Genomic DNA, 15,216 nt, shown 5'->3' with positions numbered 1-15,216 from the left:
AACGTCAGGGCGTGAAGGCCTGGCCTTCGCGCACTTCGATGTCGATACGAATCTGCGCGCCACGCGGGAAGCTCAGCGATGACTTGATGTCGCGTGCGCAGACTCCGCCCGAGGCTGCCGCATTTTCCATGAAGCGCGCCGCGCCGGCAAAGCCGGCGGCGCGCTCCGCACGTTGCCTGTCGGTGAGCTGGGCTGAAAGCGCCGCCAGCAACGCTTGCCCTTGAGCCAGTGTCAGCGGCGTGGCCTGGTTCCAGGCGACGGAAGCCTGCAGTCCACCGCCTTGCGCCTGAATTCTGCCGCGATGGCAGCCACTGCCGCACGTGCCGGCCGACGCTGTTTGCGGGAACGTAAGGGCCGTGAGACCCAGCCCGGCGGCCATGATCGCGAGCATCGCAGGCGCGGCGGCGGTGCCGGCGCCGCCGCTGCCGGCGATGATCACGGCGATCAGCCCCAGGACCATGAGAGACAGCACGATATCCCTGAGGGACATCGCCAACGGCGAACGCTGTTCCTGGCAGTCGCCAAGCTCGCCGCCATTGAGGCCGCCTTCGATCAAATACGCGCCCGAGCCGGTCTCGGGATCGAGCATGATGTAACCCACGCCCGACCAGTCCAACCGCTCTGGCGCCCGCTGCGACACCACCACCGTCTGACCTGCCGCAACCGCCGCGGAGATTTGTGACTTCACCGAGGATGAGATGGAGAGCTGCGGCAGCAGCGCGGAGGCATTCGCAGCGGTCAGGCTGTAGAGCGGGATGCCTTGGTTGCCCGCATCGATCAACAATTGAACGGCGCTGATGCCGCTGCCTTGCGGCGCGCTGCTGGCTTGTTCCAGCACCCGGCCTTCCAGCAACGAGGTTTGCACGCCGGACGTGATGACGAAATCTTTGGCGCTTGCACCGTTCTTGCCGATGGCGCTCACGAACGAGCGTGAGATATCCACCTGCCGGGATTTATAGAACGCCTGGCGAGGCACACCGTACGAATAGATCACCGAGAGCGGGCTGGTGAACACGCCCACCGACGGCAGCCGTTGATACAGCACGCCGTTAGTCTCGCCGAGCACACGGTTGGACAGGTCCGCTTCCGCCCAATAGTAGAGCGCGATCCGATGCAGACTTTCCGCCGCCGATGTATCTGTCGACGTGGCGAATCGGTGACTGACCAATGTGGGCGCCACGCCGTTGCGGTTCAGTCCGAAAACGATCTCGTCGCCGGCCAGTTGTGCATAGGTATGCACATGAACGGCGCCGGCGCCTGGCTGCACGAGCGTGACTTGCCAGCGCTGATCGGCGCCCATGGTGACTGCCGGGCCGACGCTCACGTCGACGCCGTCGGTCTGAATCGCCGGGACCAGCCGAATGAGATAAGCGGGCAGTCGCGTGATGCTGGTGCCGTCGTAACTGCGGATGAGCGCTTCATCTTCAGCGGTGGCAGGCCGGTAGGTCACGCCGAGCCGCCGGGTCGAAAGCGCCGGCAGGCTGATCGACTGGCTCATGGCGGGCGAGTCCAGCGTCTGGTCGATCGCCGAGTTGAACAGCAATAGCCGGATGTAATGCCGGAGCGAGCTCGGGATCACGGCGAAAGAAGACGCACGCGCGGTGACGCGATAGGGCAGTGAAGCGGCCAGCACCGGCTGGCTCCGCGCGCGAATCGTTTTGGTCCCCAGCAATTGCTCGATCGTGCCTGGCGGCGTCTGATTGGCCCAGTACTGTTCGACTGCGGCGATATAGTCTTCGGAGGCCGCCACCACCGCGTTCTGATTCAGGTTGTCGGCGATGCCGGCGGCAAGGTCGATGTTGGCGCCTTCCTTCAGCAGCGTCAGGGCGTCGAACGGCAGCGGCACGGCTTGTTTCAGATCGATCCCGGCCGTGTAGTCGTATTGTTTGAAGCTGGCGTCGAGGGGCGCCCAGGTGTCGGGGACGACGTTGCGTGCGCCCCGGCTGGGAATGAAGTCCACATACGCTTCGACCCAGACGTGCTCCATGCGAGCCGTTTTGATCACGCCGCCTTGAGACAATCCGGTGACCGGCACGCCTCCTTGCGCCAGCAGATCGAGGGCGGCGTTGGCGGACGTGGCGCCGCCGACCCAGTTCATCACTTGATCGATCGGCAGCTCGACCGTGCCATAGACATAGCGAGCCGGCACTTGCGCGGCGCGCAGCAGGGCGACCAGCAGGCTCGAGATATCGAAGGCATTGCCGCGACGAGTCTGCAAGGTGATCTCGCTGCCCTGGATGGAGCCGTGCGTCGGCAGGTATTCGATGTTGTTACGAACCCAGTTGTAGATGGCGACTGGATCGTTGCGCAGCTCCGCAGCCAGTGTGCGGACGGTATCGGTGAGTTGCGCATCTTCGGTCTCTGAGAGAAAGCTCGGATCGGTGGCTGCGAGCGTGACGGCCTGGCTGCGAAGGTTCGTCCCGGCGAACTGTTCTGCTCGCGTTCTGGGCGCAGGTGCCTTGTAGGTGGCGCCGCCGAACGGCAGCGACTTCGGATCGAACGTTTGCTCGGGCCGGCCAGGCGAAGCTTGCTGCAGTTGTTCTGTCAGCGCCGCCGCGGCCTGGTGGGCGTCTTGCGTTTTATCGAGGCCGGAGAATCGTGTCAGGTCCTGATGGAGCTGCGTCGATCCTGCGCTGATGCGGGCGACTGCATCGGCATGACGCTGTTGCATCGTTTCGGACAGGCGCAGCTTGCCGAGCCGCTGTGCATCTTCCGCCAGCTCCGAACGCGCGCGCTCGTCCTCGATTTCCAGCTCCGATCGCAACTGCGCCAATGCCGCCCGCGTCGTGTCGTGATCGGCTTTTCTGATGCCGCTCCGATGGAAGGCTGCGAGCGTTCGCTGCATTCGCTCGATGGCAGGCGGCGCTTGCTCTTTGAGAGCACTCAAAGCGACAGCAGGCGCTGGCGCCGCCTGGGTTGCTTGAGCAAGCGCCTGCGCTCCAGGAGATATCGTGACGGTGCTGAAGGTCAGCAGCACGATCCAGGCGACCGTGCGCATGAACGTCCTTGCGCCATTCAATGCTTCCAAGCTCATTTCGCAACCTTTCTGCTCATCGACCAGATCACCTGATCGATTTTGAAGCGCAGATGTTCTGACTGGGGATGTTGAACTTCACGAACTGCGTCGGTGGCGGCCACCAGGGCGGCCAAGGCGCGGGCCTCGAAGCCCAGCGCCGACCAGTGCTGCGCCGTCAGCAGCCACAGCTTGACCGCCAGAAACTTAAGACTGGTGGAGCTGAGGGTCAGGGCCTCCGCCAGGCTCGAGCGCGGTTCGCTGGTCACATCCAGCTGCAGCGAGTCGTAGTCGACATAGGCGCCGGCGTTCAATGTTTGCACCGTCATCTGGAACCTGGTCCGACCGGGCGCTGGCGGCAGGCGCACCCAGAATTCCCACTGGGTCGACGCTTGCGAAACCAGCTCGAAGGTCAGCGTCAACGCCGTGCCGTCGAACGCACCCTGGCCCGGATCGACGACGGTCACGCCCGCAGGCAGCGGCAGGACCACGCGTCCGGCAACATCGGCCGCGGCGTTGTGCAGAGACAGCTTGAGCGAAACGACATCGCTACCGTAGTAAGTGCCGTGCCGCGGGGTGATGTATCCGAGTGCGTTCATCAACACTTCGGCATGCACGCTCGCGGCGCCCTCATGCGCAGCTTCAGCAAGCAGGTCGTAGCCGACGTACACGCTCCTGCCGCGACCGTACTCATAGGTGGTCACTGCAGTCTTATCGTGCGGATGCATGGTGCGGCCGTGCCGACCCACCGAGAAATCCGCCACCGCACGGGCGCCGACGCGTTGCACGCGCTGCGTTTCATGCCCGAGCAGCAGGTCGGCGGTGGCCGCGGTATGCAGCTCGGAATCAAAGTAATTGACGGTATTCGCCCACGGATACTCGCCGATCCACTTGATGCCCAATGCCGTAGCAAAGGCCGGATGACGCCAGTTGTGCTCGCCCGCGTCCAGCAGCCCTTCACCGCGATTCACCGCTTCGCGCAGCTCCTTCTGCACCTGAAGGTCCAGCTTCTCGCGCTCGGCGAACAGCGCGTATCGAGAATACGCGCCGCTGCGCATGGCTCGTGCGAATGCATCGGCATCCGTAACGATGGTGTATGAAATGCCTGCCGCATCCAGCAGCTGTTCCAGGAACGCCTGCTGGCGACCGAGTGTCGGTGCATCCGGCAGGGACGCGGGTGCGCCTCGGCCAAACAGGCCCATGACTGTGGAAGATTCGAAGTCTCCGAACTTGGCGCCCGGACCTGCCGGCCAGCCGCAGGAACCACCCATGACGCCCGATTCCAGCGTGACGGGTGGCATCGAACCGGCTGTGGCCGTGGACACCAGCCGATAGCCGCCTGCCAGCGTACCGGCCCCACGGACTTCGACAGTCACAACGTCGCGTGACCAGCCCGTGATCAGCAGATCTGCACCGGCGCCGACCGAGCGATTGACGTTGTTACGATAGTTCGCGAGCGTCGCAACTTCACGATCGACGCGTTTGCCGTTGGCGTCCAGCAGTTCCACGGTGAGCGCCGCATCTTCGGGCAGGCGCGTCCGGAACGGAGCCCACAGCTCGATTCCGTGAATCGGATGACATGGATAGCTGGGCGCGCCATCGAGCAACACGAGCAGTCGCCCGTGCGAGCTCAGTTGCAGCGACGATTCAATGCGAATCGACGGCGCCTTCACCTGGAAGGTGGCATAGCCCAATGCCTGCCAGGCGCCATCGACCGATGCCTGCAGCACACAAGCATACTCACCGGGAGTGAAGCCGCTGGTGCTCACGCTACGCGTGTCGATATGAGAGCCGCCGGCGGGCAGGGTGGCGGAGAAATCCGCTCGCTGCCATTCAGCGCTGGAGTCGATGTTGACGATCAACTGCCGCAGCGGCTGATCTGCCAGTGTGCGATTGCCACGGTTCATCGCGGTGCTGGTGCAGACCTGTGGTTGGCCCGCTTCGATCTGATCCGTGGCGACGCTCACCGACCCAGTCAGCGTCAGGCGCGCGTCTTCGCTGACTTCGAACGAAGTGGTGGAAGTGGCCAACGTGGCGCCGAGCGAATCGATCAACGTGCCACTCAGGTTGTATCGACCCTCGCGAGCGGCGCTCAGCGTGAGCTGCGTGCTTATGGAACGCGAGCTGCCCGGTGTGAGATCGCCATAGGGCAGGGATGTGCTCAGTACGGGCTGTCCCGCTGAGTCGATCACGGTGATCTGCGCCGTCGCGCCCAAAATCAGCGTGGATTGGGTGAGATTGCGAGCGAGTGCATTGATGGCGACCGTGTCCGAGGTGTTGTAAGTCAACCGATCCGTCGTGGCTCGCAGCGATGCGGCCGGCCCCGAGGAAACATCGTGACTCAGGGTGAACGAGGCTTGGGCTCGATCCAACACCGTGCCATCGAGCAACTGCAACTCGCCCACCACCTCATAGACGCCGGCGAGCAGCAGGCCGGTCTGCCAAGGCTGAGCAGCTTGTTGCGAACCGCCAGCAGGAATGACGGGTGTGTCCACCGGCGGTAGGGTCGCGACGGTGGCGCCGGCCGCATCCCGAATGGTCAGCTGATAGCGGAACGCACCCGACAATGTGCTGTCGTTGCCGACCGTGGTGAGCAACTGCACGGTGGATGAAGGACCATAGGTGCTCGAGTCGGTCGCAACGTCGATGTGCGCGCTCGTGCTGCCAACGGTCGCGGAATCACTGTTGTTGGAGGTATTGCATTCGCCAACCAGCCCGGCTCGATCGGCCACTGCGAACACGGTTTCTCCGCCACGCAGTGCGTTCACGACCGTGGATATATCGACGAACTGACCTGAGAGCAGTTCGGGAAGCGCGACTTCGGCCAACAACGTGCCGCTCGAATCGGGGGCGCTCGAGAAGAAGGCCACGGTGATGCCGGCCGGAATCGTGCGTGATCCGCCATTGCCCACTCGCGCGCTCAGGCGAGTGGTGCCTGGCTCAGCGGCCTCGGCGATCTGCAGCGACCCCAGCGTGAGGTCGGCGGTGCGCGCTTCGCGTTTGATCTTCTCGGAGATTGCGTCGGCGTACTGCTCGAAGTTGCCGATCTGTATGACGAAGCCCGCATCCGGTCCGCTGGTCCGCGGAAACACGATCGCGTTCAGAACATTGAGATCGGCGCCACTGCCCACGGCGAGCGCATTGAGCGCATCGACGCCGGCAGCTTGTGCGGCATTGGCTGCCGCTACCGCCGCCGACTGGCTCGAGCCACCGTCGGTGGAAATATCCAGCACTCGAACGGCCGCCCGTGGCATAGCCGTAGTGAGTTGTTCGGTCGCGGTATTGATGCAGCTGTGAATCGAGGTGCCGCCGTTGGCTTTGCGAATGCCGCGAATCCGCGATGCAAGCGTTGCGGCGTTCGCCTCGGTCACCACCGTTGGCGCCAGCTCCACCGTCGTGGCGCTGGAGAACTGCATTACGGTGAGGCGCACCGATCCATCGTGCGGGATGATCGATGCATTCTCGACGGCGGCAGCGGTACCCGCCAGTTGCAGCTGGAAGTCCGCGGCGCTCATGCTGCCCGAAGAATCCATGCACAGGCCGAGGTCGACTGCGAGGCGTTGCGCGTTCCCGCAGATGCCGGCGGTGGTGTCGACGTTATTGGTCTCGGATTGTTCGATCAGCGTGTTTTCGCTGTCGAGCCAGACGCTGATCGGCGCATCGCGGAATGCGACCGTGCCGGACAAGGGGATGCTCACCGACTCTACCGAGCCTGGGTCCATGGCAATCGCCATGGACGCGTTGCCGAGGTCAGGCTCGCCCGCATCGAATGCACCGTTGCGATTCGCATCGAAGAAAGCTTTGACGTTGGCGGCGCCGGTGAGGTTGGCGGAACCGCTGTTATGGATCTCCACGGCGAGTGCGCCGGAGACCGCATATGTCTCGGGATCGATGTGCACCCCTTGCACGCGCAGGGTGTAAACGGACAGATCGCCTCTTACATCGCTGGTGTCGACCGGGCGCACATACAACGTGCCGAGATCGATCATCTCGCCGAGCGCCAGCGTCAGGCCAAGATCGAGCGGCTCGTAGCCCGTGCGTGTCAGGCGGGCGCTGCCTTGTAGCGGGTTCAAACCGGTGAATTCAAACACGCCCGCCGAGTCGGTCGTGTCGGTGCGTGTGGTGGAGCCGAAGCGCGCCGTGACCGTGACGCCGGAGCGAACCTGATCGGTGGCGACATCCTTGACGACGCCCCGGAAGGCGCCGCCCGTGCCCAGCGATGTGCGCGTCAACTCGATGGCGCCCATGTCCAGTCCCATGCCCGCCACGATGGTGGCTGGGATCGTCAGGTTCTGATAGCTCGTGCGCGTAATGCGCAGCTCGCCGTTGCCCGAGATGTTGGTGAGAAGGAATCGTCCATCGGCGTCCGTCGTGCCGGTCGCTCGTTGAGTGGAGCCGACAAAGAAACGCACCGTCGCGTTGGCGAGCTGCGCACCGCTGAGACTGTCGACGATCACGCCCCTGACTTGACCTGTGACTGGGGGAGGCTCGGGCATTACGATCGGCGTCATCGTCGGCGAGAACACGATCGTTGTGCCGCCACGGGCCTGCACCGTGCCTTCGATCGGATGAAAGCCTTCGAGTGCTGCGGTCAGCGTGACTGCGCCAGGCGCAATATTTTGCAGCGAGTAAGCGCCCGAATCGTCGGTGACAGCCGTGATGCTGCCCTGAGAGGTGGTCGCTGTGATCGTGACCCCGGGCAGCGCCATGCCGTTGTCACCGTTGATGACCGTGCCTTCGACTGCGACGACCGACGCCGGCGTCGCGATCAGCTGCGGCGAGAAGTTGTAGACCTGGCCGGCGACGAACGTCACCGCACCTTGCACCGATCCATAGCCGTCGATGCGTGCGGACAGCGTCGCTTCGCCCGGAGGAATATTGACTATTTGATAATGGCCATCGGCATCGGTGGTGGCGGACAGAGAGGGTCCGATTACGTCGACGGTGACGCCGGCGATACCGATGTTGGTGATCTTGTCGGTCACCTTTCCTTGCAACACCGCGGCCACGGGCGCCTGGCCACGCAGGAGCGCGATATCACCGAAATCCACGGTCTGGCCGGCGCGCACGGTTGTGGAAGCGATGACGGGTGCATAACCGGAGACGGAGATCGCCAGCGAGTAACTGCCCGCGGTGGCGGAAACGTACTCGAATCGGCCATCGTCGCCGGCTGTAACAGTGGTGGAAGCAGCGCCGGTAAAGTCGATTCGTGCGCGCGGCAGCACGGCCTGGGTGTCGCCGTCGATGAGCCGTCCCCGAATCTTGATTTGATCCTCGTACGGCGCGTCGGCGGTGGCCAGCGCACGCATGGCGAGCGCGGTGGTATATACGTCGTTGTTGAAACTGCCGTTCGCCAGCATCGTGGCGCGTAGCGCGTTCACCGAATCGGCAAGAGTCGTTGCGTCAGCGAGCGTCGGTAGCAATGCAGTGAGCACCAGCGCGCTGAGGTGTGGCTCTCCCCACAGATGTTGCGCATCCCGTTGTGCGAGCAGCTGAGCTCGAGCGGCGTTGATCGAGTTCGTTACGGCGAAGCGATGCCGAAACTTCCAAAGCGCCTGCACGCAAAGCGCCGTCGTATATGCGGACGTGCCACCGTCGATGCCGAGCCAGGCGCCGCTGCTTTGTTGCTGTTGTTGAAGATAGCCGACGCCGAAACCCGCCGGGGTCGAGGAGAGATGGCCGCTGGCTACCAGAGCGTCCAATGCGAACGCGGTATCCAGCGCCGTGCTCTGATAACCGATCGACTCGCCGAAGCCTCCGTCCGCATTTTGATGAAGCAGAAGTTCGGCCACGAGCTCAGGCGCGGCCACGCCCGCTGTTGCCGCCGCAACGATGCGGCGAGCCAGGAACTCCGTGCCGGAGTACTCCTGGCGCAGCAGGTATTGTTGGGCATCGCCTATTTCCACCGCGCGACCGAGTGCGTGCAGCGTGCTGACGGCTTCAGCAGTGGACTGGTAAGGAGTCGAGACATCTGCGGCAGTGGCAAAGCTGCCATCCTGCTGGCGCTGATCGGTGAGCCAGTCGGCTGCGGCGATTTGAGCCGTCAATGCGCCGAGCACGGCAAAACAACAAGCCAACCACCTTGCGGGCATCACTTTGCCACTCCCTAGCCAACAGGCAGCCGTCATTCACGGGCTGCGATCAGATAACATCCGTGCTGCCAACCAGACGCGAGGCGTTGCTCATGCCGTGCGCCAAGGGATGCACTCGTGCCCCGAGCATGCACCATTTTCAAACGCGCAGGCGCGCGTTTGGACATAGCGTTCCTGCCGATTGTTTATGTCTTATGTAAGCGACCGGGCGGCTGCTTCAACTGCCAGCGAAAGTCGCTGCGGCCCGATCGGCTGCCGAGCTCACGGGCGCGAGTCGGAGCACGCCGTTGACGTGTCGCAGGTAGCGCGATGGCGAAGCGAGGGAGGCGAAGCTGACGGCTTTTGGATCGGCGAGTCCCGGTTGTTTGACGAAGCTGCTGCGTTGAGCGAAGCCGTTGCTGCCGTCGTCGCGCGCCACAGTCACAGTTGAATCGGCGTTGACGACGAGCTTGCTTGCGGGGGACTCGATGGGGACGAGCGATATTTTGTTTGCATCCAGGCGGCTGGTCACCTGGCGGAACTGGGTCGTTGCCACCGGGCCGGCGCCCACAACGACGCGTTCTCCCTTGACGCTTACGAATCGATCGGAGCGATCCAGTGGCGACCAGCGGTCGGGCAGCACGCCGTTACCGACGGGAATACCGAAGTCCGGCGTGCCGTCGGCGCGGAAGTAAAGTCGCTGGATGCGAGTGTGACGATTCGGATCGTACAGTGGATCGCCAACGATCTTCTCGTAATCGCGGCCGTGATACACGAGCAGGTCATGACCCTGCTCATCGACCGTGAAACTGTTGTGCCCGGGTCCATAGACGCTGGTTGCCTTGGAGCTGACAAATACCGGCTGCGGCGACTTGGTCCACACGGCCGTGTTCATGATGTCGGCGTCATCAGGCGCTGTGAGCAGGCCCAGGCAGTAACGAGCGTCGGTCGCGCTCGCGGAGTAGGTCATGAACAGGCGCCCATTGCGCGCCAGAAAGGCGGGACCTTCGTTGACCTTGAAGCCTTGAATCTCCCAGTCAAGCGTCGGGACAGTCAGTCGTGCCGGCGCACGCGCCAGCGTCGTGGGCGTGGCGAGTGGCGCGAGATAAACATTCGTGTTGTTGTCGAAGCCGGGCTCGTGTTGAGCCCAACTGATGTAACGCACGCCGCGGTGTTCGAGCAGCGTCGCGTCCAGCGTGAACGTATCCCAAGGCGTCTCCAGCTTTCCGAGCAACTCCCACTTCGAAGCGAGTGGGTCTGAGCCCAAGGCGCGTAGCACGTATGTTCTGATGCGGAACCTGTCGTCGCCATCGCCGGCCGCGAAATAAATGAGCCAGCGGCCATCGACGAAGTGCAGCTCGGGCGCCCAGATGTGACCCGCCATTCGACCGCTCGCAGGCCGGCGCCACACCACGATCTCCTCCGCTGTGCGCAGTCCTGCAAGCGTCGGCGCGCGGCGAATGATCAGCCGGTCGTACTCGGGGACGGAGGCCATCATGTAGTAGTCGCCATCGTGGCGGAAAATCTGTGCATCGGCCCGTTGCGGCACCAACGGATTCTCCGCGGCTGCAGCGGTCGAAGCAGTCGCCGTTCGCCCCAAGCTCGGGCATGCGGCCAAAACGGTGGCGGCGCCGAGGAACAAGCGGCGCGACAGATCAGTCATGAAGGCACCCGGTCGGGAGAACAACTCAGACAATTGTGCCGCACGCGCGTGTCCGAGTCACGTCGGCGTTGCCACTCAGCCCCGCACGGCAGCCGTGCACCGGGCGCGATGCTGCCGTCAGGGCTGGCGGCGCTGGAGGCGTGTCTTGTCTCGAAATCTAATCGGTCGCTCGCTTCATCGCTGATGCGAGGTCCGTGTGACCTCGTTCTTCCAGGGCGCGCACCGTGGCTTCGAAGTCGCGAGGCTCGCGGTTCTGGCTGAGCTTGCGTTTGCCTTGCACTCGCGTCAGTTCGACTTCGATGCCCACGATGTCACCCAGCAACTCGGCGAGGTAGTCCTCCGGCGCATCGCTCATTTTCCAGGGCCGGGGCTCGCTCGATTCATGGTTGCGAGTGAGGCGCGCCACCACCCCGCGAACGAACTTCTCGTCGTCACGCACGTGGATGCGGCCGTGAGCATGCACCACCTCGTAGTTCCAGGTCGGTACATGCCGATGAGTCTCCTGCTTGCTCGGGTACCAATTCGGCGAGATGTAGCCTGAAGCTCCGCGAAACACCGCCAACACCTCGTCGCCGTCGCTGACCTGTTGCCAGATCGGGTTGGCGCGCGCGACATGCGCCAGCAAGGTACCGAACGCGCCTCGCGCTTCATCTACGAGAAAGGGAAGGTGGTTGGCCTCCAGGCCGCTCGTCGTGTGCGTGACGAGCATGCCGAGGGGATATTCGCGCATGAGGCGGAACAGTTCCTCGGGCCTGGATTCGGCGAACAGAGGTGGCTGGTACATGGCGATGAGTATAACGGACGCATCAGCCAGTTGCGCCGCCACGGCGGGGTGAGCAAAGTCACCCCGCCGATCGCTGCTACGAAGTCAGCAAACTTTTCGAGTCGCGCCTTCAGGGCGCAGTGTCGGCGGCATACGCATAGTTGTCTGCGTTGCGAAGCGCGTCGTTCGGCCGCGTTCGCGCCAGGCTTTGACACTGACTGAAGCCGTAAGTCACATCGTCAGCGCCGGCGACAGTGTTCCAGTGATATGCCTCGTGACCGATCACGTGCCCTTTATCCGAGTAGCTCCAGAACGCCGAGCACAGATACACCCGGTTGCTGGTGGTTTTATAGGTGTAGGCGACCACGCCGGCGGAGCAGTAGGGAGCGTACGATCCGCAGTAGTAATCGACATTCTGGCCGAGCCGGTTGTATGCGTTGGCGAAGCGTGAGCGGACCGTGGAGACGGCCGACGGCGAGTTGCCGAACCAGGTTTGATACCAGGAGTTGAAGCTCGTCGCAGTGTTATAAGCGCGTTGTGCTCGGCTGCGCGCGGTCGACTGCGCTGAATTGATGACGGACGGGCTTTGGCAGCCGTAGGTGGCGGCGGGCCATTCGAACTCGCCGGACACGTAGTCGGGCGCCACGTCGGGTTTCGCAAACGGTTCCAGATCTTTGGCGGATGCGGGCGTTCCGGAAATCGATACCGAGATCGATTCCGACGACACGCCTTTACCGACGTATTGTGAAGTTGTTCCCAAACCTTGCGCGTCGACTGCTGGAGATGTGCTGGGCACGACACCCTGGTGGATTTGCTGAACTGCGTTGTAGCGAACCTGATAAGTGCCACTGCGGCGTGTGTCGTATGCGGCCGAGATGTCTATTACCTCCGATATTTCAGTTCCCGGTGCGAGTTGTATCCAATCCTCCTTGGTGGGAGCCGCGCGGAACGCGACGATGCCGGTGTATGGCATGCGCTCTCCGTCCAGCTCGACGACGAACAGATCCCGCTCGATACCGCGCAGCGGAGTTTCGTAGGCTAGAAAGTACACATCCTCGTTCGAGGTGTTGGTGAAGGTGACACGGACGGTGATTCGCTGATCGTCGGCCACCGGGGCCAACTTGGTTTGCAACGGCCCATTCGCGGCCGCGGCAGGGAGTGCGAACAACAGGGCGGCGATCAGCCCATAGAGACTCAGAGGACGACGGAGAAAAGTATAGAGATCCATAAGCAACTCCTTTTGCTTGCTCTCGATCTTCTGTGGGCAGCGGCGAGGCCGCTGCGCCGGACTTGCCGGCGTACGCATCTAATGGGCGGGGTCGATCCGTGTCAAGGCGACATCAGGCGCCGCCGAGTCGAGCGCGCAGCCTCAAGGCGAGCGCGCCGGGCGGGCGCGTATGACAGTTCTTGAATTGTTGCTTGTGAGTCTGCGCGGGCGGCGACCGGCGTAGCCGGCAGCGAACAGCAGTAGAAACATCAACGACAGCCAGTCGAACGCGCCGCCGCCACCACCACCGCCACCGCTGCCGCTGTCGGAGGGACTCGCAGCCGGACTGATTGTGACTTGTGCGGACGCCGATCGGCTGCTGTCCGCCGACGACACTGCTGTAATCGTGACGGTCGCAGGTGACGGCACGCTTGCCGGGGCTGTATACACGCCGCTGGTCGAGATGGTGCCAACAGTCGCATTGCCGCCGGCGATGTCGTTGACTCGCCAGCTCACCGTCGTGTCCGAAGCATCGGTGACCACAGCCGTGAATGTTTGCGAACCGCCCACCTGAATGCTTGCGCTCGCCGGCGACACGGACACGGTGACGGCAGAGATATTGCTGATCGGGCACGCATTTGTTCCAGCGTTCGACGGCGCCGTTGTGGTGACGGCGCTCGAGCTCACGATTACATCGGCCGTGTCCTGTCGACCCATATCGTCGGTCACGGTGAGTCGCACGGTGAAGGAATCCGTGGATGGCGCAATGACGGTGGCTGTATCGGTATTGCTACCCGAGATGGAAGTCGAGCCGCTGACGACCGTCCATGCATACGAGGCGACGGTGCTGTTACATGCCGCCGCACTTCCTGAACCGTTCAACACGACACTCTGTCCGGCACTGATGGAGGTAGGCGTCATGACGGCGGCGATAGGGCGAAGGGCCGCCTGCACAGCGCGATTCGCATTGGCCATGCCCGCGCCACATGTCTGCGTCGTGCAACTGCACTCGGCGGTCTGCAAATCGTTCGGGGCCGTGGGCACGCGACACAGCGGAACGTTTGGATCGCTCGACACCGGGTAGGTCGTCGCTCCTTCCTTGAGCCGCGCGATCAGCTGAGATGAGTTCAGATTGCCGTTGACGGCGACCATGAGCCCAGCGATGCCCGAAACGATCGGCGCCGCGAAGCTGGTGCCGACGTTGATGTTGAATCGATCGGTGTAAACATTGGTCGAGGCGGTGGTCGTGCCAAGGTTGGACGTCGTATCGATCGAATACAAACAAGGCTGGCCTGCGCCGGTGTTGACACAGTTGCCGCCTGGCGCGCCGAGGGCGATCTCCGGCCCGAGGCTGCTGAAGCCTACCTTGGTGCCGGTGTGTCGCAGCCCCGCGATCGCCGCAACGCCAGGGCACCTTGCGGGGATGCCGACCGGGCCACCTTCGTTGCCAGCGGCTGCCACGACCAGCACACCGGCTGCAGTGAGTTGGCCGATCACGTCTCGATAGCTCGCGGGGCAGACGGTGCCGAGCGATCCGAGACTCAGATTCTCGATCTTCGCCGGAAAAGGATTGTCCGGCGCGCCGGCGACCCGTATTCCGCCGGACCACAGCATGGCGGCGAGAATGTCCGAATCGAATCCGCCGCATTTGCCCAGCACGCGCACCGGCAGAATCGAGTTGCTCCAGGTGACGCCTGAAACTCCGGTTGAATTGTTGGTCCGTGCACCGAGGATCCCTGCGACGCGTGTGCCATGCCAGGAGCTTTCGGAGGCAGAGCAACGGCTGAAGGCCGCAGAGTTCGCCTCCGCCACGGTGACCCAGTCGCCTGCGTCGGTCGGATCCGAGTCCCGTCCGTCGCCGTCGTTCGCCACGGCCGGATCGGAGATGAAATCGTAGCCCGGCAGCAATCGCCCGCTTGCCGCGAGTCGCAGCAGATCGGGGTGGTTGTACAACACGCCTGTGTCGATATCGGCGATCACCACGCCGATGTTGCCGGTCGTCACATCCCACGCGCTGACGGCGTCGATCGCGCTCGGCGTCGTGGCGGCGTTCTGCAGGTACCACTGCCCCAGATACAACGGATCGTTGGGCACCGCCTGTGGATAGCGTCGTTCATCCAGCTCGACATATTCGACAGCAGGATCCGCCCGCAGCCGCGCGAGAATCTCGTCGACGGACTCACCCGAGGACTCCGGCTCGAACTTCATGACGTGCAGGGCCGAGGTGATCGGGCGCGTTTGCTTCAAGCTGAGCTTGTTACGTCTGGCCAGCGCCGCCATCGCATCGCCAGCGGGCTTGGCTCGAGCGCCGGCCGATGAGGCGGTGTCCTTCAGCTTGACGATCACACGCTCGGCACTGGCGCTGACGGCCGCGGGTTGCGTGCGCGCGGGATTGTATTCGGCGGCAAAAACGTTGGGGCTGAAGAGGACGGCGAGCGACAATCCGAACAGGAGGCGGCTGGAATACACGACGGGCTCATCCTCGACGATGACTTTGTC

General features: G+C 63.4%; 6 protein-coding genes. All 6 read right to left on the bottom strand.

Features of this window, described 5'->3' with window-relative positions; all coding sequences use genetic code 11:
* Positions 1 to 4: 4 nt before the first annotated feature.
* Positions 5 to 3,034 (bottom strand): transglutaminase-like domain-containing protein, encoded by a 3,030-nt coding sequence (locus JM946_RS18260; protein ID WP_203168790.1) that lies wholly within the window; start codon positions 3,032 to 3,034, stop codon positions 5 to 7.
* Positions 3,031 to 9,105: a carboxypeptidase regulatory-like domain-containing protein gene (locus JM946_RS18255; RefSeq protein WP_203168789.1), complete on the bottom strand. Its 6,075-nt coding sequence runs from the start codon at positions 9,103 to 9,105 to the stop codon at positions 3,031 to 3,033. The genes JM946_RS18260 and JM946_RS18255 overlap by 4 nt, the downstream gene beginning before the upstream one ends.
* A 217-nt stretch (positions 9,106 to 9,322) precedes the next feature.
* The gene (locus JM946_RS18250; protein WP_203168788.1) at positions 9,323 to 10,747 is read right to left on the bottom strand and encodes a family 43 glycosylhydrolase; all 1,425 of its coding nucleotides are present in this window, start codon (positions 10,745 to 10,747) and stop codon (positions 9,323 to 9,325) included.
* A 157-nt stretch (positions 10,748 to 10,904) separates the two neighbouring features.
* Positions 10,905 to 11,531, bottom strand: coding sequence for an FMN-binding negative transcriptional regulator (locus tag JM946_RS18245; protein WP_203168787.1), 627 nt, complete (start codon positions 11,529 to 11,531; stop codon positions 10,905 to 10,907).
* Between the two features lie 109 nt (positions 11,532 to 11,640).
* Positions 11,641 to 12,738, bottom strand: a complete 1,098-nt coding sequence (locus JM946_RS18240) for a M35 family metallopeptidase (RefSeq protein WP_203168786.1) — start codon at positions 12,736 to 12,738, stop codon at positions 11,641 to 11,643.
* 141 nt (positions 12,739 to 12,879) lie between these two features.
* Complete coding sequence (locus JM946_RS18235; RefSeq protein ID WP_203168785.1) at positions 12,880 to 15,186, bottom strand: S8 family serine peptidase; 2,307 nt, start codon at positions 15,184 to 15,186, stop codon at positions 12,880 to 12,882.
* Between the last annotated feature and the right edge of the window lie 30 nt (positions 15,187 to 15,216).

Origin of the sequence: Steroidobacter gossypii (assembly GCF_016801985.1) — a bacterium.
GTDB classification, from domain to species: domain Bacteria; phylum Pseudomonadota; class Gammaproteobacteria; order Steroidobacterales; family Steroidobacteraceae; genus Steroidobacter; species Steroidobacter gossypii.
This window is presented reverse-complemented; position numbering and strand designations above follow the sequence as displayed.